At 62.4% G+C, this 19831-nt stretch carries 15 protein-coding genes and 1 tRNA gene; 14 read left to right on the top strand and 2 right to left on the bottom strand.

Features of this window, described 5'->3' with window-relative positions:
• Positions 1-42: 42 nt before the first annotated feature.
• Positions 43-2127 carry a UvrD-helicase domain-containing protein gene (locus P3T43_RS10220; protein WP_429280925.1) on the top strand — a complete coding sequence of 695 codons (2085 nt, stop codon included), beginning with the start codon at positions 43-45 and terminating at the stop codon, positions 2125-2127.
• A 139-nt stretch (positions 2128-2266) separates the two neighbouring features.
• On the opposite strand, the gene P3T43_RS10215 is transcribed toward P3T43_RS10220, so the two are convergent.
• Positions 2267-3178, bottom strand: coding sequence for a c-type cytochrome (locus tag P3T43_RS10215; protein WP_429280924.1), 912 nt, complete (start codon positions 3176-3178; stop codon positions 2267-2269).
• A 280-nt stretch (positions 3179-3458) separates the two neighbouring features.
• On the opposite strand from P3T43_RS10215, the gene P3T43_RS10210 reads away from it, so the two are divergent.
• Positions 3459-3534: transfer RNA gene (locus P3T43_RS10210), tRNA-Arg, on the top strand.
• A gap of 279 nt (positions 3535-3813) precedes the next feature.
• Here P3T43_RS10210 and P3T43_RS10205 read toward each other — a convergent pair.
• Positions 3814-5424 carry an FAD-dependent monooxygenase gene (locus P3T43_RS10205; RefSeq protein ID WP_429280923.1) on the bottom strand — a complete coding sequence of 537 codons (1611 nt, stop codon included), beginning with the start codon at positions 5422-5424 and terminating at the stop codon, positions 3814-3816.
• A 328-nt stretch (positions 5425-5752) separates the two neighbouring features.
• Between P3T43_RS10205 and P3T43_RS10200 the strand changes: the two genes are divergently transcribed.
• From P3T43_RS10200 to P3T43_RS10145, 12 genes are all read left to right on the top strand, one after another.
• Positions 5753-6985 (top strand): 3-methyl-2-oxobutanoate dehydrogenase (2-methylpropanoyl-transferring) subunit alpha, encoded by a 1233-nt coding sequence (locus tag P3T43_RS10200; protein WP_429280922.1) that lies wholly within the window; start codon positions 5753-5755, stop codon positions 6983-6985.
• Positions 6986-6987: 2 nt separating this feature from the next.
• Positions 6988-8040, top strand: a complete 1053-nt coding sequence (locus P3T43_RS10195) for an alpha-ketoacid dehydrogenase subunit beta (protein ID WP_429280921.1) — start codon at positions 6988-6990, stop codon at positions 8038-8040.
• 1 nt (position 8041) lies between these two features.
• The gene (locus P3T43_RS10190) at positions 8042-9475 is read left to right on the top strand and encodes a dihydrolipoamide acetyltransferase family protein (RefSeq protein ID WP_429280920.1); all 1434 of its coding nucleotides are present in this window, start codon (positions 8042-8044) and stop codon (positions 9473-9475) included.
• A 2-nt stretch (positions 9476-9477) separates the two neighbouring features.
• A complete protein-coding gene (lpdA, locus tag P3T43_RS10185; RefSeq protein WP_429280919.1) occupies positions 9478-10899 on the top strand; it encodes a dihydrolipoyl dehydrogenase in 1422 nt (473 codons plus the stop codon).
• A 467-nt stretch (positions 10900-11366) separates the two neighbouring features.
• Positions 11367-13103 carry a hypothetical protein gene (locus P3T43_RS10180; protein ID WP_429280918.1) on the top strand — a complete coding sequence of 579 codons (1737 nt, stop codon included), beginning with the start codon at positions 11367-11369 and terminating at the stop codon, positions 13101-13103.
• Positions 13104-13139: 36 nt separating this feature from the next.
• Entirely contained in the window at positions 13140-13700 is a 561-nt protein-coding gene (gene rfbC, locus P3T43_RS10175; RefSeq protein WP_429280917.1) for a dTDP-4-dehydrorhamnose 3,5-epimerase, read from the top strand.
• Positions 13701-13882: 182 nt separating this feature from the next.
• Positions 13883-14734, top strand: a complete 852-nt coding sequence (locus tag P3T43_RS10170; RefSeq protein ID WP_429280916.1) for an NAD-dependent epimerase/dehydratase family protein — start codon at positions 13883-13885, stop codon at positions 14732-14734.
• Positions 14731-15786, top strand: coding sequence for a methyltransferase domain-containing protein (locus tag P3T43_RS10165; RefSeq protein WP_429280915.1), 1056 nt, complete (start codon positions 14731-14733; stop codon positions 15784-15786). Before P3T43_RS10170 ends, P3T43_RS10165 begins: the two co-directional genes overlap by 4 nt.
• Positions 15779-16549 carry a cephalosporin hydroxylase family protein gene (locus P3T43_RS10160; RefSeq protein WP_429280914.1) on the top strand — a complete coding sequence of 257 codons (771 nt, stop codon included), beginning with the start codon at positions 15779-15781 and terminating at the stop codon, positions 16547-16549. The genes P3T43_RS10165 and P3T43_RS10160 overlap by 8 nt, the downstream gene beginning before the upstream one ends.
• 71 nt (positions 16550-16620) lie before the next feature.
• Positions 16621-17397 carry a glucose-1-phosphate cytidylyltransferase gene (gene rfbF / locus P3T43_RS10155; protein WP_429280913.1) on the top strand — a complete coding sequence of 259 codons (777 nt, stop codon included), beginning with the start codon at positions 16621-16623 and terminating at the stop codon, positions 17395-17397.
• Entirely contained in the window at positions 17397-18512 is a 1116-nt protein-coding gene (gene rfbG, locus P3T43_RS10150; RefSeq protein ID WP_429280912.1) for a CDP-glucose 4,6-dehydratase, read from the top strand. The genes rfbF and rfbG overlap by 1 nt, the downstream gene beginning before the upstream one ends.
• Before the next feature lie 17 nt (positions 18513-18529).
• Positions 18530-19753, top strand: coding sequence for a methyltransferase domain-containing protein (locus P3T43_RS10145; RefSeq protein WP_429280911.1), 1224 nt, complete (start codon positions 18530-18532; stop codon positions 19751-19753).
• Positions 19754-19831: the final 78 nt, after the last annotated feature.

Below are 19831 nucleotides of genomic sequence, written 5' to 3'. Positions count from 1 at the left end.
GCCGCAGTTCCCCCCTCAACCGTAAGACCCCATCCACAGACGATGTCCGCAGGCCTGAACCCCGCCCAAAACGAAGCGGTGCGCTATCTCGATGGTCCCTGTCTCGTGCTCGCCGGCGCCGGCAGTGGCAAGACGCGCGTGATTACGCAGAAAATTGCCCACCTGATCGAAGTCAAAGGCTTCGAACCGCGCCATATCGCCGCCGTGACCTTCACCAACAAGGCGGCGGCGGAAATGCGCGAGCGCGTTGGCAAACTGCTCGAAGGCAAGACGCTGACCACGCCGGGCAAGGAAGGCCGCAAGGTCCCCGTGAACCAGTTGACGGTGTGTACCTTCCACTCGCTGGGCGTGCAGATCCTGCGCCAGGAAGCCGAGCATGTCGGCCTGAAGCCGCAGTTTTCGATCATGGATTCGGACGACTGCTTCGGCATGATCCAGGAACAGGTCGGCTCGACGGACAAGGGGTTCATCCGCAAGATCCAGTCGATCATCTCGCTGTGGAAGAACGGCATGATCATGCCGGAAGAGGCGATGACGATTGCCGCGAACGAGGACGAGCATCAGGCGGCGATTGTCTACCGTAATTACGTGGCAACGCTGCACGCCTATCAGGCGGTGGATTTCGACGATCTGATCCGCGTGCCCGCCGAGCTCTTCGCGAAGAACGAGCAGGTGCGCGAGCGCTGGCAGAACAAGCTGCGCTATCTGCTGATCGACGAGTACCAGGACACGAATGCGTGCCAGTACGAACTCGTGAAGCTGCTCGCCGGGCCGCGCGCGGCATTCACGGCGGTGGGCGACGACGATCAGGCCATTTACGGCTGGCGCGGCGCGACGCTCGAAAATCTGGGCCAGCTCAGCAAGGATTTCCCGAAGCTGCATCTGATCAAGCTCGAGCAGAACTACCGCTCGACGGTGCGCATCCTGACCGCTGCGAACAACGTGATCGCGAACAACCCGAAGCTGTTCGAGAAGAAGCTGTGGTCCGAACACGGCATGGGCGACACGATCACCGTGACCGGTTGCAACGACGAAGAGCACGAAGCCGAATCCGTGGTGTTCCGCCTGTCGGCGCACAAATTCGAGCGGCGGGCGCAGTTCCGCGACTACGCGATCCTGTATCGCGGCAATTTCCAGGCGCGCATTTTCGAACAGGTGCTGCGGCGCGAGCGGATTCCGTATGTGCTGTCGGGCGGGCAGTCGTTCTTCGACAAGGCCGAGATCAAGGATATCTGCGCGTATCTGCGCCTGATCGCCAATGCCGACGACGATCCCGCGTTCATCCGCGCCATCACCACGCCGCGCCGTGGGGTGGGCAACACGACGCTCGAAGCGCTCGGCTCGTTCGCGGGTCAGGCGAAGGTGTCGCTGTTCGAGGCGGTGTACATGGGCGGCATCGAGGCGCGGCTGTCGGCGCGCCAGGTCGAGCCGTTGCGGACCTTCTGCGATTTCATGCAGCGCCTCACCGACCGCGCGGACAAGGATCCGGCCTCCGAAGTGCTCAACGACCTGATGGACGCGATCCACTACGAGGCGTATCTGTACGACGCGTTCGACGAGCGCCAGGCGCAGTCGAAATGGCAGAACGTGCTGGAGTTTACCGAGTGGCTGAAGCGCAAGGGCACCAAACCGGAGCCTGCGGCGGGCTCCGAGGCAACCGGCTACGACAACGCCGACGGTCTCGCGGATACCGGCAAGAGCCTGCTCGGTCTGATCCAGACGGTCGCGTTGATGTCGATGCTGGAAGGCAAAGAGGAAGATCCGGATGCGGTGCGGCTGTCGACGGTGCATGCGTCGAAGGGGCTCGAGTATCCGCACGTGTTTCTGGTGGGTGTCGAGGAAGGCATCATGCCGCACCGCGGCGGCTCCGACGACGCGCCGATCGACGACGCGCGCATCGAGGAAGAACGCCGGCTGATGTACGTGGCGATCACGCGGGCGCAGCGCAGCTTGCATCTGAACTGGTGCAAGAAACGGAAGCGCGCCCGGGAAACGGTGGTGTGCGAGCCGTCGCGGTTTATCCCCGAGATGGGCCTGGACGAGGCGCCCCCGCCGACGGCGGAGGAAGCGCCGATGTCGCCGAAGGATCGCCTCGCAAGTCTCAAGGCTTTGTTGCAGAAGCCTTGATTGCAAGTGAGTTCGGCGTGGCGGGTTCGGCGCCTCCGCTGACCCATCGCGTAACATGGGTACGTAAAAAATCCCTGCCCGTTTTGCCACGGAGCAGGGATTTTTTTCAGCGGTACCGCCCGCCCAACCGAAGTGCCGCTTATTTGGCCGCGCTGACCATGTAATCGACGGCGGCCTTCACGTCGGCGTCGGACGCAGTCGAGCCGCCTTTGGGCGGCATGGCGCCCTTGCCGTGCAGCGCATAGTTGTAAATCGTGTCCATCGGGTCCTTGAGACGCGGTGCCCAAGCCGTCTTGTCGCCGAACTTCGGCGCGTTGAGTACGCCCGCGGCGTGGCAGGCCTGGCAAACCTGCTCGTAGAGTGCCTTGCCGGCCTGCGCGTTGTCTGCACTCGGGGCACCGCCGGCGGGCGGCGCGGCCGGTGCGCTGGCAATGGCGGCAAGCGCGGCCGCAGCCTGGGAGGCCGCGGCGCTCGCGTCTGCCGCTGCGCCCGACGCGGGGGCTTCCGCGGCGGCTGCTGCCGCGCCTGCGGCGGCTTGTGCCGCGGTTGGCACCGGTGGTTCGGCAAAGTTGCCGCCCGAATTGTTCGCCATATAAACGACGGCGCGGGCAATCTCGTAGTCGCTATAGTCGTCCGGGCTGGTGCCGCCGCGCGGGGGCATCGCGCCCTTGCCGGTCAAGGCCGTGTGCCAGAGCGTGTCGAAGCCCTGCGCGATGCGCGGCGCCCAGTCGGCGGAGTTGGTGAATTTCGGTGCGCCGGCCGCGCCAGTGGCGTGACAGGCCGAGCAGACCGCCTTGTAGACTTCCTCGCCGGTCTTGTAGACGCGCGGTGCGTTGGCGTCGTGAATGTCGACCTGGGCAAGTGGTGCAATGCGCGCACTGACCTCGGCGTCGGAGAGACTATCGGTCCCGGCGCCGATGCGGGTCCAGTTGTCGGCGTAGGCCGCGAGCAGGACGATGATGACGATCGGGATAGCAAAACTGGCGATGATCGCCACAATCAGCTGTGCTGGAGTTTTAATCGGGGCTTCGTGATTGGGTGCTTCGCTCATGCTTGTCTCGTCTCCCGTGGGTATTGTGAGCGGTACAGCGTGACGCCAATGACCTTATTGTTTATTTAGCCACGGACGATTATAGACGCAGAGCTTCGGCGGCGGCGAGCGGTGGCTAGGGGTCTTCAGCGGGCGTTTACCCGAATTTGCGCGATCGGGCGGTGGCGGGGCGCGGGCGTTGGCGGGGGCCTTCGCAGGGCGGTCGGTGGACGGGCCGCGGGAAACCGGGTATCCTCTCGGTCTCGCTTTGGCGCTGCTTTCGTGGCGCTTTCGTGTTGAAGCGCCCGTAGCTCAATGGATAGAGTACTGCCCTCCGAAGGCAGGGGTTGCTGGTTCGATCCCAGCCGGGCGCACCAATAGCCGTAAGGCTTTCAGCGGTTTCTCTGGTGTGGCGTTACGCTACAGACGTCGCACACGACTTCTGTGGGCAATACGAGCAGCCACAAAAAATCCCCGCCTTAAACGCTTTCTCCGCGTATCAGTTGTCTGGACTTTCACACAGACTTCGCCATTCTCTTCAATACGCACCGCAGCCGACTGTAAGCAAGCGCGAGCCAGCCTCGCGGCGCCGTCGTTCAATTTACGGTGCCCGCCTGTGCAGCCGTTTCGTCGTGCATACCGCACCCATGGCCGTTTCAGTTTGCCCGGCTGACTTCCCCGCTGAGCCGCTCCACCCAGCTTCTAATTCCAACACCAGAACACCCGCTACTTCTCCACCCAACATAACCATCCGGCCTGACAATCCACGCAGTACCGCCCTTAGCCCGATACGCGGTCACGAAATCGCCCGATGCGTCCGTCAGCGTCGTCATAACCTCAGAAGCCGGCACTTCGCAACCCGGCGCCGTAACGAGCACCGCTGATACAGCCCCGGCCAAAGCCGTCGATAGCGCACGACACCCGTCGATAAAAGCGTCATATTGCTCGGCCTTGTCGATATAGCCCACAAGCGTATGCTTCCCCCGCCCGATGTACTCATGCAGCCGCCTTGAGTGGCCGACGAAACGCTGCGTCAGGCCACGCGCATCGGGCAGCCGGTCACCTGGCGCGGGAGCCGCGGGATCGGCATCGGCCTCGGCACACAGATCCATCACAATCGCGCTCCCACGATAGGAAATCAGCAGTTGAGTCTCACGCATTGCCGGATTCGCGGCCTGCCGCGCGAGCACGGCATTGAGCGCCGCGCTGGTCGATTTGACGACATCGACGCCCACGGGATGCCGTTCCGCGTGGTAACTGTCGAGCAATGCGGCACCGGACAGGCCTTTCGCGACGTGGGCCAGTTTCCACGCAAGGTTGTGCGCATCCTGCAGTCCCGTGTTCATGCCCTGGCCGCCCACCGGCGGATGAATGTGGGCAGCGTCGCCGGCAATGAACACCCGGCCGCACCCATACGCGGACGCGATCCGATGACTCACCCGGTACACCGACGACCAGCGCATCGACGATAGCTGCGTGCCCTCCGGCAACGACGGCAATAGCAGGCTGCGCATCGTCTCGAAGTCGGGTGTTCCGGCCGTCGCGAGCGTCGCGGCAAGTTCCTCGGGCACGATCATCGAGAGCCGGTAGCGCTTTGCGGAACCGCGAACCGGCACCGCCGCGACACTGGTTTTCGCCCGTGCGGGATCCGTCCACTCGAATCGATACATCGGCCCGCGCGGATACGACCAGTCCACATCGAGGTCGGCGAGTGCGAAGGTCTGCGGATATTGCTCACCTTCGAAGTTCAGGCCCAGCCCCGCGCGGACCTTGCTGTGCGCACCGTCGCAGCCGACCAGCCATTTGCAACGCACACTGAGGGTCTCGCCTTGCGATCCCGTCAAAAACGCCTCGACCACCTCGCCGTGGTCGATGAAGCGGTCCAGCGTATAACCGTATCGCACCTGGCCGCCGCGCTCTGCGAACGCCGCTTCGAGCAGGCGCTCCGTCTCGTATTGCGCAAGGGATAGCGAGCCGTACGGCAGCCCTTCATCCGGTACGTCCATGGAGCGCGCGGGCACCTTTGCGCCGTCGACCCACGTTTCGACACCGGTGATCCATGTGCCTGCCTCGATGGCACGATCGACGATGCCGAGATCGTCGAAAATCTCGAGCGTGCGTGTTGTCACGCCGAGCGCCTTACAGAAAAAATCTCTGCGCGGCATCCTGTCGATCACCTTGACCGCCACGCCATCGCGCTGCAATTCGGTGCCCAGCAGCAGGCCGACCGGACCGGCGCCAACGACCAGTACCTCCACGTCTTCCATGTCTTGCTCCTGACGGTCAATTCGCAGCCGGCGAGAGGGAGGCGCATAGGCAGAGGGCTGCGGGGTTGCACAACAGATACTAGTGCCAGAATCCGAATCATTCTATTCGCGACATGCGAAGGCTGAGTCTCGCGTCCCCCCGCACTGCAACATGGCAAATCTGCTCATCCCGATTGAGCGACTTGGACATCGGCCCGCACCCACCGCTTGACCTACACTCCTAAGAGATCAGCGCGCGCTACAACACGCGCTGGCTTTGGCGTTTGTCCGGCTACCCCCGGCAAGCTGCCTATCAGCGTGAGACACAATCAAGCGTGGAGACAACATAATGAGCTTGCATGAGCCGTTGCGTCTGCATGTGCCGGAGCCGACCGGGCGCCCTGGCTGCAGAACCGACTTTTCCTATCTTCATCTCTCCCCCGCCGGCTCGGTGCGCAAACCGCCCATCGACGTCAGCGCCATCGATACCAGCGATCTCGCCCACAGCCTCGTCCGCGTCCTCGACGATGAAGGCCGCGCGGTCGGCCCCTGGGCTCCCGATCTCAGTGACGAACAATTGCTGGCCGGCATGCGGGCCATGCTGAAGACGCGTAGCTTCGATGCACGCATGCTGATCGCCCAGCGCCAGAAGAAGATCTCTTTCTACATGCAAAGCCTCGGCGAGGAAGCGATCGGCGCGGCGCAAGCCATGGCTCTGCGGCGCGACGACATGTGTTTCCCGACCTATCGGCAGCAGAGCATCCTGATGGCGCGCGAGGTGCCGCTGGTGGGCATGATGTGCCAGTTGATGTCCAACGAAGCCGATCCGCTGAAAGGACGCCAGTTGCCGGTGATGTATTCCGACCGCGAAGCCGGCTTCTTCTCGATCTCCGGCAATCTGGCGACGCAGTTCATCCAGGCGGTGGGCTGGGCGATGGCCTCGGCGATCAAGGGTGACACGAAGATCGCCTCGGCGTGGATCGGCGACGGCGCGACCGCCGAATCCGACTTCCATACGGCGCTCACCTTTGCGCACGTCTATCGCGCGCCCGTCATTCTGAATGTGGTCAACAACCAGTGGGCGATCTCGACGTTTCAGGCGATTGCCGGCGGCGAGGGCGCGACCTTCGCCGGACGTGGCGTCGGTTGCGGCATCGCCTCGCTGCGCGTCGACGGTAACGACTATCTCGCCGTGTACGCCGCGTCGTGCTGGGCGGCGCAGCGTGCGCGCCGCAACCTCGGGCCGACGCTGATCGAATGGGTCACGTATCGCGCAGGTGCGCACTCGACTTCCGACGATCCGTCCAAATACCGTCCCGGCGACGACTGGACCGATTTCCCGCTCGGCGATCCGATCGCGCGTTTCAGGAAGCATCTCAACGCGAAGGGCATCTGGTCGGATCAGGCGCACGACGAACTGATCGCCTCGCTCGAAGCCGAAATCATCGCGGCACAAAAGGAAGCCGAACAATTCGGCACGCTCAACGACGAGCGCATTCCGAGCGCGGCCAGCATGTTCGACGATGTCTACAAGGACATGCCGGAACATCTGCGTCGTCAGCGTCAAGAACTGGGAGTGTGAACATGGCGGAATTCGATCCTATCCACGAAACGAGCACGGCGACCCGGCCGATGACGATGATCCAGGCGCTGCGCTCGGCGATGGACGTGATGCTCGGGCGCGACGACAACGTCGTCGTGTTCGGTCAGGACGTGGGCTACTTTGGCGGCGTGTTTCGCTGCACCGAGGGGCTGCAGACCAAGTACGGCACCTCGCGCGTGTTCGATGCGCCGATCTCCGAAGGCGGCATTGTCGGCGCGGCGGTCGGCATGGGGGCGTACGGACTGCGCCCGGTGTGCGAAATCCAGTTCGCCGATTATTTCTACCCGGCGTCGGACCAGATCGTTTCGGAAGGCGCGCGCCTGCGCTATCGCTCGGCGGGGCAGTTCATCGCCCCGCTGACGATCCGCATGCCGTGTGGCGGCGGCATCTATGGTGGCCAGACTCACAGCCAGAGCCCCGAGGCGATGTTCACGCAGGTTTGCGGATTGCGCACGGTGATGCCGTCGAATCCGTACGACGCCAAAGGGCTCCTGATCGCCTCCATCGAGAATGACGACCCGGTGATCTTCCTCGAACCGAAGCGTCTCTATAACGGACCGTTCGATGGTCATCACGAGCGGCCGGTCATGTCGTGGGCGAAGCATGTGTCGAACGCGGTGCCGGAGGGCTATTACACCGTGCCGCTCGATTCGGCGGCGGTGGTGCGGCCCGGCAATGCAGTGACGGTGCTCACGTATGGCACGACCGTGCATGTGTCGCTCGCGGCGGCGGAAGAAACCGGTATCGATGCGGAAGTGATCGATCTGCGCACGCTGTGGCCGCTCGATCTGGAGACCATCGTCAAGTCGGTGCGCAAAACCCGGCGCTGCGTGGTCGTGCACGAAGCGACGCGGACCTGTGGTTATGGCGCGGAACTGGTGTCGCTGGTCCAGGAGCACTGTTTCTATCACCTCGAAGCGCCGATCGAGCGGGTCACCGGCTGGGATACGCCGTATCCGCATGCACAGGAATGGGCCTATTTCCCCGGCCCTCGCCGGGTTGGGGAAGCACTACGACGCGTGATGGAGGTTTGAAATGGGGGTGCATGTCATCAAGATGCCGGATATCGGCGAAGGCATTGCAGAGGTGGAACTCGGCGCCTGGCACGTGGAAGTGGGTCAGATCGTCAAGGAAGACGGCGCGCTGGCCGATGTGATGACGGACAAGGCGGCAGTCGAGATTCCGTCGCCGGTCGCCGGCAAGGTGATAGCGCTGGGCGGCAAGGTGGGCGAGGTGCTGGCCGTCGGTAGCGAGTTGATCCGGCTGGAGGTGCAAGGCGAGGGTAATCTCAAGGCGGGTGGTGGGGGGCAGGCGGTTGGAGCGAATGGGACGGGTGGCGTCAGCGGCGCTGGCGGCGCGCACGGTGAGCATGGGATGCAATCTGCTGCGTCGACGAATGGCGCTATAGCGGGGCGCACGCAGGAAGCGGGTGCAACAGCGGCTCAGTCCAAGGCCGCTAATGACGCTGCGCTTGCTGGGGCCGCCACGGCGTCGCGTCCGCAAATGTCCAACGTAGCGCAGGCATCGGCGGCATGGCACGACTCACGCAGTCCTGTAGCGCATCTGTCCACCGCAGTCCGACAGCCCGACGAGCGTCCGATCGCGTCGCCGGCGGTCCGCCAGCGCGCCTGGGACATGGGTGTCGAACTGCGCTTCGTACAGGGCAGCGGCCCGGCAGGGCGCATCGTCCATGGCGATCTCGATACGTACGCGCAAACTCGCGGCAACGCGTCCGCGGCGGTGCAGGCGCGTTCGGGCTATACCGAACGTCTCGACGAGACAGCGGTGCCGGTGATCGGCATGCGCCGCGCCATCGCCCGCAAGATGCAGGAGGCCAAGCGGCGCATTCCGCATTTCAGCTACGTCGAAGAGATCGACGTCACCGAACTCGAAGACCTGCGCGCGCAACTGAACAAGCGCTGGGGCGAAACGCGCGTTCGCCTGACCATGCTGCCGCTGCTGATCCGCGCCATGGTGGTGGCATTGCGCGATTTCCCGCAGATCAACGCGCGCTACGACGACGAAGCCGGCGTGGTCACGCGCTATGGTGCAGTACACGTGGGCGTTGCCACGCAGACCGAGGCGGGGCTCACCGTGCCGGTGCTGCGGCACGCGGAAGCGCGCGACGTCTGGTCGCTCGCGGCCGAGATCGTGCGGCTCGCCGAAGCGGCGCGCAGCGGCAAGGCAAGCCGCGATGAGCTGACGGGCTCGACCATCACGATTTCGAGTCTGGGCGCGCTAGGCGGGATCGTTTCGACACCGGTCATCAATCATCCTGAGGTCGGCATTGTCGGCGTCAACCGGATGGTGGAGCGTCCCATGATTCGCAACGGCGCGGTGGTGGCGCGCAAGATGATGAACCTGTCGTCGTCGTTCGATCATCGGGTGGTCGACGGCATGGATGCCGCTGAATTCATCCAGTCGGTTCGAGCGCTGCTGGAGCAGCCCGCGCTGCTGTTCGTGGAGTGAGCATGAGCCAGATCGAACAGACAAGTCTGCTGGTGATCGGCGGCGGGCCGGGCGGTTATGTCGCGGCGATTCGCGCGGGACAACTCGGCATTCCGACCGTGCTGATCGAGCGCGAGCAACTGGGCGGAACGTGCCTGAATATCGGCTGCATCCCGTCCAAGGCCTTGATTCACGTCGCGGAGGAATTCGACAAAACCGTGCAGTACGCCGAAGCATCGCCGCTCGGCATTCGGGTGCGGGCGCCGGAGATCGATATCGAACGCACGGTGGCGTGGAAAGACGGCATCGTGCAGAAATTGACGCGCGGCGTGGGCGCGTTGCTCAAGAAACACGGCGTCAAGGTCGTGCAGGGCGAGGCCCGGGTGATCGACGGCAAGACGGTGGAAGTGACGCTGAGCGGCCAGGGTCAGGGCGCAGGCGAAGCTCAACGTGTGCGCCTCCACTGCGAGCACTTGCTGCTGGCGGCCGGTTCCGAACCCACCGCGTTACCGTCGATGCCTTTCGGCGGCAAGGTGGTGTCGTCGACAGAAGCTTTGTCGCCGAAGACGTTGCCGAAGCGGCTCGTGGTGGTCGGCGCGGGCTATATCGGCCTGGAACTGGGCACGGTGTATCGCAAGCTCGGTGTCGAGGTCACGGTCGTCGAGGCGCTGGACCGCGTGCTGCCCGCTTACGACGCCGAACTCGTCAAACCGGTCGCGGATGCGCTGGTGCGCAAGGGCGTGTCGGTGCTGCTCGGGCACAAGGTGCTGGGTCTCAGCGCGGACGGCAACGCCGTGCGCGTGCAGGAACGCGACGGCAAGGAGCACGCTTTGCCGGCCGATCAGGTGCTGGTGGCGGTCGGTCGCCGTCCTCGCACGCAAGGGTGGGGGCTCGAGCAGCTTCAACTCGACCGTAACGGCGCCGCATTGCGTATCGACGATCAATGCCGCACGTCGATGCGTGGCGTGTGGGCCATCGGCGATCTGGCGGGCGAACCCATGCTGGCCCATCGGGCGATGGCGCAAGGAGAGGTGGTCGCGGAACTGATTGCGGGCAAGACGCGCCGCTTCGTGCCGGCGGCGATTCCCGCTGTGTGCTTCACCGATCCCGAGATCGTGACGGCTGGGATGTCGCCGGCCGAGGCACTAGCTGCGGACGTCGACTGCGTGAGCGCGTCATTCCCGTTCGCCGCGAACGGCCGCGCGATGACGCTCGAGGCAACAGACGGCTTCGTTCGCGTCGTGGCGCGTCGCGATAACCATCTGATCGTCGGGTGGCAGGCGGTGGGCCGCGGCGTGTCGGAACTGGCCGCGGCGTTCTCGCAGTCGCTGGAGATGGGGGCGCGTCTGGAGGATATCGGCGCGACCATTCACGCGCATCCGACCTTGGGTGAAGCGGTTCAGGAAGCGGCGTTGCGGGCGTTGGGGCATGCGGTGCATATTTGATCGGGCCGGCGATTCTCTTAAGTGCGTAGGCATCGGCTGGGCGTGGGATGGTTCCGGGCCGGTCACGCCCCGTTTCGGGTGGGGCGCGTCGTGTAGGGCGAAGGTTCGCTAAGCGCGGTCTGCTTCACTCGCGCGGCAGCATGCATTTTCATAAAAGCCTCGTTGGTGTGTGGGGGGGCGTGCGGCAGGCGTGCAACCCACAGATGGCACCGTGCTAACGGGCGTCATCGAGCAAATTGGGCCCAAAACTGGCGTCAATTCATCGGGTTGGCAAACGTTGCCGTCAGACATACTCTCGGAGAATCCGGGCCGGGCCGTCGTGTGCGCGTGGTATCGCGTCGCGCGTGTGCGATCGATCAAGTGTTCGTTCGACCATAGGCCACGGATCTGACAATCGGCGGAGGCTCGCCGTTTGCATCGCGGCATCGTAACGCCGACCACCGCTAATCGATGTATCGGGACGAAAAATGGATCTTCATGTCAATCGATCAAAATCCATTGGCGGTCTGAAAGACCCTGTCTATTCAGTTGGGATTGGGATGAAAGTAAATATTTTTCAGATCTTCCACGATGAACGCACTCGTGAACAGATGAATGCGGGGTTCGAGGCGCTCGACAATACCGCGAGCCCGAAGCCCGATTGGCACGAATACTGGGCAATCCGAAGCTTCTTCCTAAGCCATTCCGTCGACGAAAACGAATACTACGGCTTCGTTTCGGCGGACTTCGAGAGCAAGACCTCGCTGAACGCGGAAGCGGTTCACACCTTCATTCACGACAACCCAGGCCACGAGGTTTACACGTTTGCCCCGTTCATTGCCAACACGTCGTGCTATCTGAACGTGTTCGAACAAGGCAACCGGATCCATCCTGGCTTCATCGAGGCTGCCGAGGCGTATCTGAGGGAAATCCCGTTCGGGATCGATCTCAGGACGCTGGTAATGGATTCGCGCTCGTTTGTCTTGGGCAACTACATTGTGGCGAAGCCCTCATTCTGGCAGACATGGTTTGCGCTGACGGAAAAGCTCTTTGAGCTCTTTGAGCGAAGCGACTCGGCTTTTCGCCGATGTGTCGATTCGACGGCAGTCTGCGACTTGCCGGTCGACATCAGAGGGCTTCTGATCGACCGTATTGCTGCGTTGGTGTTGTCCTTGTGTCCGGATATCAAGGTTTGCGCGTTCAATGCCTCGGCAACGCCGGAGCCGGGCTCGGTTTACCAACCGTATGAGCAACAACTGTCGTTCCTGGACGATCTTAAGGCCGGCTATCTGCAGACCGAAGACAAGACTTATCTGAACAGTTTCCATGAGCTGCGGGGGGCGGTCCTGCAAGCCTGTGAAGGGAGCCGTCTCACTCGTGCGAAAGAAGGGTTTCTTTCAACGCAGCTAGTTGCCTCGCCGGATATGCTGTACGTCTGCTTTACGCATGTGCCGCCGCCGTTCAGGTATCCGTCGTATGTGAACATGGTCAATCTCGGCGAAGTTCAGGGTCCGGGGAAGGCAAACCTGCGTGATCTCGCGGCTGAATGGGAGCCATATCATCCGCAACTGGGCTCGCTGGCGGGATGCTTCGCGCTCAAAAACTATATTGTCGAAAATCGCCTCCAGGTCCGGCGAGTCGGCATGTGTCAGTATCGGAAGTTCGTTTCGAACACGCGGATCAGCGGGGTGCCCGCGCCGAACTATTGCGCGATGGATGTGGTGAACCGTGAAACGCTCGACGATGCCGCGCTCATGGACTTCATGGCGCCGGGGGATCGCGACTTCCTGATCGGGGCTGCAGCCTCATTGCATGATGGGTATTACAACCAGTACACGAGGGCGCACGTTTCGGAGGACTTCCTCCGCTTTACGTCCGAAGCGATTGAGCTTGGCGTACTGGCGAGAACCGAAGTCATGGCATTTTTCAACCTACAGGTGTTCATGCCGGGAGGCATTGAGGTGGGGGTCTATCCCACGGCTTTCTGGGTCGAGGCGATTTCGAAGATCGAACTGGTGGTGCGGGCATGTGTCGCCCGTTACCCGGGCGTACGGCTTGGGTACCAGGCGCGTAATTGGGCGTTTTGTGCCGAGCGGCTGGGCAGTTTTCTGTTGTTGAAGCACATGACTTCCACCTATCCCCTGGCCGACTGGTATCAGCGCTTTGTCGGGCACCTGAACCTGTTGACGAACGACGAGCACGCGGCATATGTCCCGGGAGTTTGACATGCTGGGAGTTACGCTGTGTTCTGGGCAAAGCGTATGACAGAAGATCTCTTGAGCGCGTTACCGATAGCGGACGCGTATGTCGCGCGCAGCGAACCAAAGGGAGACGCCCGCGGCAGTTTCATGAGGCTGTTTTGCGCGAACGACTTCGCCGAGGCCAATGGGGGGCGAGAGATTGTCCAGATTAACTGGTCGCACACGACAATGGCGGGGACAGTCCGCGGACTGCATTTTCAGGAGGGCGCTGACGCTGACGCGAAATGGGTGCGCTGCCTCAAAGGGCATGTCTGGGATGTGATCGTGGATCTTCGTCGGGACTCTCCGACGTTCCTGCAATGGCATGCGGTGGAGTTGTCGGCGGACAATTCGCGGGCGGTGTTCATCCCTGAGGGGTGCGCGCATGGCTTCCAGAGTCTTGAGGCAGACAGCAGCCTGCTTTATTTGCACACTGCGTTTTATAAGCCGGACGCCGAACGAGGTATTGCGTTCGACGATCCACAAGTCGCCATCGCTTGGCCTCGCGAGGTCGTGCTCGTTTCGGAGCGCGACCGCGGTCTGCCGACAGTACACGCGGCTATGGATCTGGCCGCAAGATGAGCCCGCATCACGCGGACCGTAAGCCTGCCCGCGCGGGTCACGCATAAGGGCCGCCGGGCAACGCATCATGGACGATGAATTGGCGCGTGTTTCGGGCGCTGTTCCTCGAAATGCGCGTTAGGGCCGGACGCTAGACTGCAGGCAAGGTATTTTTCTTGCGGCATTCTCGCCAGCGACCATTGATGACGACAGTTGCAATCACCGGCGCCACAGGTTTTGTCGGCCGGCACGTGCTCGACGAACTGGCGAAGCGCGATCTGAATATCGTTGCGGCGACACGTCGGCCTGTTGAGGATAGGCCACGATACGCGAACGTAACGTGGGTGACACTGGACGTCGCGTCGGTGCCTGCCGAGGGCTTTAGGTTGCTCGGCCAGCCGGATGTGCTGATACATCTCGCATGGGGCGGCTTGCCGAATTATCGGGCGCTAACGCATTTCGAGGCGGAGCTTCCCGCCCATTACACGTTTCTCAAGCAATTGACCGAGGCGGGCCTGAAGTCCCTGCTGGTTGCAGGCACGTGCCTCGAATACGGGCTGCGCTCAGGCGCTCTCGTTGAGACCGATCCAACCGTACCCGTGACATCGTACGGCCTGGCGAAAGACACTCTGCGACGCCAGCTCGAATGCCTGCAACGGGATCGTGAAAGGTCATTCGCCATGACCTGGGCGCGTCTTTTTTTCATGTACGGCGAAGGGCAAGCGAGCGGCTCTATCTATCCGCAGCTCAAGCAGGCGATTCAACGGGGCGATGCCCGGTTCAGGATGTCTGGCGGCGAACAGTTGCGCGATTACCTCGACGTTGTCGAAGTGGCGCAGACGCTCGTGTCGCTGGCGCTCAGGCGCGTGGACGCCGGTATCGTCAACGTCTGCTCAGGGACGCCGCGCTCGGTTCGCAGCATGGTCGAGCAGTGGGTCCGCGAGCACGAATCGGAAATTGCGCTTGAGCTGGGCCATTACCCTTATCCGGACTACGAACCGATGGCGTTCTGGGGTGCCCGGGACAAACTGGAGCGTTTGCTGGAGATCCAATGAACAGTATTCGCGAACTTTATCGGGCTGAGCGGCTTCCTGTTTTTCAGAACCGCATGTACGGGAGCGTTGAAGAAGCGCGTGCATGTCCGCTTGGTGACGTGCATCTGGTAGAAGATCGAGAGAGCGGTCTTGTTTACAACGCCGCGTTCCGCCCGGAACTTGTCGTCTACGACGAGCATTACCAGAACGAGCAGGCGGTGAGCTCGCAGTTTCGTACTCATCTGGAGCAGGTCGCCGATATCGTCGAGCGTCAGTTGGGCAAGCGGGCGATCGTCGAGGTTGCGTGTGGCAAAGGCTACTTCCTGGAAATGCTGGCGCAACGTGGCTTCGAAGTGACGGGCTTCGACCCGGCCTATGAAGGTTCGAATCCTGCGATCGAGAAGCGGTATTTCTCCGCAGATGCGAACGTCACCGGCCAAGGTCTCATTCTGCGGCACGTGCTGGAACACATCGTCGATCCCGTTGGCTTCCTCGACCAGATCCGCATTGCCAATGGCGGGCAGGGCACGATTTATATCGAAGTCCCGTGCTTCGACTGGATTTGCAGGCGCCAGGCATGGTTCGACATATTCTACGAGCACGTGAATTATTTCCGGCAAGTGGACTTCCGGCGCATGTTCGGCGTTGTGCACGACAGCGGCCATCTGTTCGGCGGTCAATATATCTACGTGGTCGCGGATCTTGCGAGCCTCAGACCGCCGCACTATGACGAGAGCGAGCGCGTGCACTTTCCGGAGAAGATGGGACTGAGAGGGACGCATTTTGCCACCGGGATGGAGCATGTGGCGATCTGGGGCGGTGCGTCCAAGGGCGTTATTTTCGCGTTGCAATGTGTACGGGCTGGCTTACCGGTCTGTAATGTCATAGACATCAACCCCGCCAAGCAAGGCAAGTTTCTACCGGCCACTGGTCTGAGGGTCGAGCCGCCCGAGGAGGTGTTGCCTCGGCTACGCGCCGGCGCATCGATCTACGTTATGAACTCGAATTACCTCGACGAAATCCGGACGCACGCAGGCCCATCCTTCAACTATATTGAAATCGATCATGAGTGACTTTGAGCAGGAACTGATCCAGCGCGTCGCGGCCAACGGTCGCAGCCCGGGTCTGCGCGAAGCTGGCCTTGCGTTTCTTCGCAGCAGTATCGAACGACAGTATTCGTATAACTTCCACTGGCTCGGGCGTCCGATTATCCAATATCCGCAGGATATGGTCGCCATGCAAGAGCTGATCTGGCAAGTTCGGCCGGATCTGATCATTGAAATGGGGATTGCGCATGGCGGTTCGCTTATTCTCAGTGCGTCGCTGCTCGCGTTGCTCGACTATTGCGATGCCGTCGAGGGTAAGGAATTGCTGGATCCGTCAAAGCCGCGCCGCAGGGTAGTCGGCGTTGATATAGACATTCGCGCGCACAATCGTGAGGCGATCGAGGCCCATCCGTTGGCCAACCGTATCGACATGATTCAGGGTTCGTCGATCGATCCGGAGATCGTCGAGCAAGTGCGCAAATGTGCCGAAGGCAAGCAAACTGTGTTGGTCTGCCTCGATTCGAATCACACGCACGACCACGTTTTGGCTGAGCTGGAAGCCTACGCGCCGCTCGTCACGCCAGGAAGCTACTGCGTCGCGTTCGATACGGTGATTGAGGACTTGCCGAGCGGCAGCTACTCCGATCGCCCGTGGGACGTCGGCAACAATCCAAAAACGGCGGTCAGAGATTTCGTCGGGCGACATCCGGAGTTCGAGATCGATTGGCATATCGATCACAAACTGCTGATTTCCGTGGCCCCTGAAGGTTATCTGAAGCGCGTTCGCTAGCACACCTGATGTCTCGGGCGTCGACCCGGGACAGACTGAATCGGTCCTCCTACTGTACGAAGCACACCGAAATGAAAGTCGTCATTCTCGCTGGCGGGCTCGGCTCGCGGCTGTCCGAAGAGACTCACTTGCGTCCGAAGCCGATGGTGACCGTCGGCGAGCGCCCGATTCTGTGGCACATCATGAAGATCTACGCCGCGCATGGACTGACGGACTTCATCGTTTGCTGCGGCTACAAGGGCTACGTGATCAAGGAATATTTCGCCAATTATTTCCTGCACTCGTCCAACGTCACGTTCGACCTCGCGAAGAACACGATGGAAGTCCACGAGCGCTACGCCGAGCCGTGGCGGGTCACGCTGCTCGACACCGGCGAGCATTCGATGACGGGTGGCCGCCTGAAGCGCGCAGCGCATCTGCTGCGTGACGAGGAGGCCTTCTGCTTTACGTATGGCGATGGTGTCGGCGACGTCAACGTCGCTGAGTCGCTCCGCTTTCACAAGGCGCATGGCCGCCTCGCGACCGTTACTGGTGTACAGCCGCCGGGCCGGTATGGCGTGCTGCAGTTCGCGCATGACGACCGCTCGGTGGTGGGCTTCGCGGAAAAGCCGCAGGACAGCGCATCGTGGATCAACGGTGGCTACTTCGTGGCGTCGCCGCGAGTCCTCGATTACATCCACGAAGACTCGATGCCATGGGAAGCCGAACCGATGCAACGGTTGGCCTCCGAAGGCGAACTGCAGACCTATCGCCACACTGGCTTCTGGCAGCCGATGGATACGCTACGCGACAAGCACCAGCTCGACGCCCTGTGGGCGAGCGGCGAAGCGCCCTGGAAGATCTGGTGATGACGACGTCCGGTTTCTGGTCCGGGCGCCGCGTCTTCGTGACCGGCCACACGGGTTTCAAGGGAAGCTGGTTGTGCCTCTGGCTCGAACGGCTAGGCGCGCAAGTGACGGGCTTCGCCCTGGAAGCACCCACCCAGCCGTCGCTATTCGAAGAAGCCGGATTGGCGCGAAGCATCGCGCACGTCACCGGCGATGTACGCAATGCTGCGGCGGTACGCGACGCCATGAAGCGCGCTGAACCGGAGATCGTCTTTCATCTTGCGGCGCAGTCGCTGGTGCGGCAGTCGTACACGGACCCTGTCGAAACCTTCGCTACGAACGTCATGGGAACGGTGCATGTGCTCGATGCCGCCCGTCAGGTTGCGGGGGTGCGCGCGGTCATCAACGTGACGAGCGACAAGTGCTACGAAAATCTTGAAACGGGTCGGGCCTACGTCGAAGCCGACACGCTCGGTGGTCACGATCCCTATAGCAACAGCAAGGCGTGTTCCGAACTCGTGACGATGGCCTACCGGCAGTCGTTTTTCACGCGGGCCGGCGATTCGTCGAACACGGTGGGGATTGCGAGCGCGCGTGCGGGCAACGTCATCGGCGGTGGAGACTGGGCGGTCGACAGGCTGGTGCCCGATCTGCTGCGCGCCTTCGATCGCGGCGCTGCCGCAGTCGTGCGCCGCCCTCATTCGGTACGCCCGTGGCAACACGTGCTGGAGCCGCTCGCCGGCTATCTGGCGCTCGCTGAACGTCTTCATGCCCAACCCGCACGATATTCTGGCGCGTGGAACTTCGGCCCGCGCGCCGGTGACATGCGCCCGGTCGTCGATATCGCGGCGGCGCTCACGTCGGCGCTCGGCGCCGGCGCGGCTTTCGTCGTGCAGCCGGAGGCCGGCGCGCCGCACGAGGCCGGACTGTTGATGCTCGACGCCAGCAAGGCGCGCAACGATCTCGGCTGGGACTCGGCGCTCAAGCTCGACGAGGCGCTCGTCTGGATCGCCGAATGGCACCGTGCGCGGCAACGCGGCGCGAGCGTGAGAGACATCACGCTCGACCAGATCGCGCGTTATGAATTGAAAATCGGCATCTCGGACATCCAGGCGAGCGCGTCTGCTGTCAAATGAATGCGAGGAGTGAAGTCTTGAACTGCCGTCACTGCGGTCATCCGCTCACGTTTCCGTTTCTGGATCTCGGATTTGCACCGCCTTCGAACGCTTATCTGACCCGCGACGATCTCACGCGGCCGGAGCGGCACTATCCGCTCATGCTGTTCGTCTGCGACGCCTGTTGGCTCGTGCAGACGGAGGACTACACGTCGCGCGAGGCGTTGTTCGACGCCGACTACGCGTACTTCTCGTCGGTTTCGGAAAGCTGGCTTGCGCATGCGCGGCAATACGCGGCGTCGATCATCGAAGAGCTGTCGCTTGGCCGTGACTCGTTCGTCATCGAGGTGGCATCCAACGACGGGTATCTGCTGCGCAATTTTGTGGATGCGCGCATCCCGTGTCTCGGCATCGAGCCGACCGCGAGCACGGCAGCCCGCGCCGAGGAACTGGGCATTCCGGTCATGCGCGAATTCTTCGGCACGGCGCTCGGGCGCTCGCTCGCCGAAGCGGGCAAACGCGCCGATCTGATCGTTGGGAACAACGTGTTCGCACACGTGCCCGACGTGAACGATTTTGCGGGAGGATTGAAGGCGGCACTCAAACCCGGTGGCACGATCACGCTTGAGTTTCCCCATCTGGTGAACCTGATCGACGAAGTGCAGTTCGATACCGTCTATCACGAGCATTTTTCGTATTTCTCGCTTGCGGCGGTCGAGCATATTTTCCGCGCCGCGGAGCTGCGGGTCTGGCGTGTCGAGCAGTTGAAGACGCACGGCGGAAGCCTGCGCGTGTTCGCCTGCCATATCGAGGATGCGCGCGCGGATCATGACTCCGTCGAGCGTATCCGCGCGCTGGAGCGCGAACGCGGCATCACGCGCCTCGAGACGTACCGCGACTTTCAGCGTCGCGTCGACGATGCGAAGAACGGCCTGCTGCGCTTCCTGCTCGAATGCGAGGCGGCGGGTGTGAAGGTTGGGGCGTATGGTGCCGCGGCGAAAGGCAACACGCTGCTCAACTACGCGGGCGTGCGGCCCGACCTGCTGCCCTATGTGTGCGACGCGGCGCCTTCCAAGCAGGGCAAGTTCATGCCGGGCAGCCACATTCCGATCGTCGCGCCTTCCGAGTTGACGCGCGTGCAACCGGACATCGTGTTGATCCTGCCGTGGAATATCGCCGACGAGGTCGTCGAGCAGCAACGGGCCGTATTGGGTCCTGACGTTCGCTTTGTCACCGCGATGCCGAGCGTGCGTTACCTGTAATGTCGAACAGCGCGGCTGTAAGGCCGTGCGGCCGGGTTGCGCCGAGAGGCGCAGCCGCGCGCCAGCTTCTTCAGCCGG

This window comes from Paraburkholderia sp. GAS41 (assembly GCF_050436545.1).
Lineage (GTDB): Bacteria > Pseudomonadota > Gammaproteobacteria > Burkholderiales > Burkholderiaceae > Paraburkholderia.
This window is presented reverse-complemented; position numbering and strand designations above follow the sequence as displayed.

What these genes read in the sequence shown, in the direction of transcription:
- P3T43_RS10220 (WP_429280925.1), top strand. Translation starts at nt 43, where the DNA reads ATGTCCGCAGGCCTGAACCCCGCCCAAAACGAAGCGGTGCGCTATCTC.
- P3T43_RS10215 (WP_429280924.1), bottom strand. Translation starts at nt 3,178, where the DNA reads ATGAGCGAAGCACCCAATCACGAAGCCCCGATTAAAACTCCAGCACAG.
- P3T43_RS10205 (WP_429280923.1), bottom strand. Translation starts at nt 5,424, where the DNA reads ATGGAAGACGTGGAGGTACTGGTCGTTGGCGCCGGTCCGGTCGGCCTG.
- P3T43_RS10200 (WP_429280922.1), top strand. Translation starts at nt 5,753, where the DNA reads ATGAGCTTGCATGAGCCGTTGCGTCTGCATGTGCCGGAGCCGACCGGG.
- P3T43_RS10195 (WP_429280921.1), top strand. Translation starts at nt 6,988, where the DNA reads ATGGCGGAATTCGATCCTATCCACGAAACGAGCACGGCGACCCGGCCG.
- P3T43_RS10190 (WP_429280920.1), top strand. Translation starts at nt 8,042, where the DNA reads ATGGGGGTGCATGTCATCAAGATGCCGGATATCGGCGAAGGCATTGCA.
- lpdA (WP_429280919.1), top strand. Translation starts at nt 9,478, where the DNA reads ATGAGCCAGATCGAACAGACAAGTCTGCTGGTGATCGGCGGCGGGCCG.
- P3T43_RS10180 (WP_429280918.1), top strand. Translation starts at nt 11,367, where the DNA reads ATGGATCTTCATGTCAATCGATCAAAATCCATTGGCGGTCTGAAAGAC.
- rfbC (WP_429280917.1), top strand. Translation starts at nt 13,140, where the DNA reads ATGACAGAAGATCTCTTGAGCGCGTTACCGATAGCGGACGCGTATGTC.
- P3T43_RS10170 (WP_429280916.1), top strand. Translation starts at nt 13,883, where the DNA reads ATGACGACAGTTGCAATCACCGGCGCCACAGGTTTTGTCGGCCGGCAC.
- P3T43_RS10165 (WP_429280915.1), top strand. Translation starts at nt 14,731, where the DNA reads ATGAACAGTATTCGCGAACTTTATCGGGCTGAGCGGCTTCCTGTTTTT.
- P3T43_RS10160 (WP_429280914.1), top strand. Translation starts at nt 15,779, where the DNA reads ATGAGTGACTTTGAGCAGGAACTGATCCAGCGCGTCGCGGCCAACGGT.
- rfbF (WP_429280913.1), top strand. Translation starts at nt 16,621, where the DNA reads ATGAAAGTCGTCATTCTCGCTGGCGGGCTCGGCTCGCGGCTGTCCGAA.
- rfbG (WP_429280912.1), top strand. Translation starts at nt 17,397, where the DNA reads ATGACGACGTCCGGTTTCTGGTCCGGGCGCCGCGTCTTCGTGACCGGC.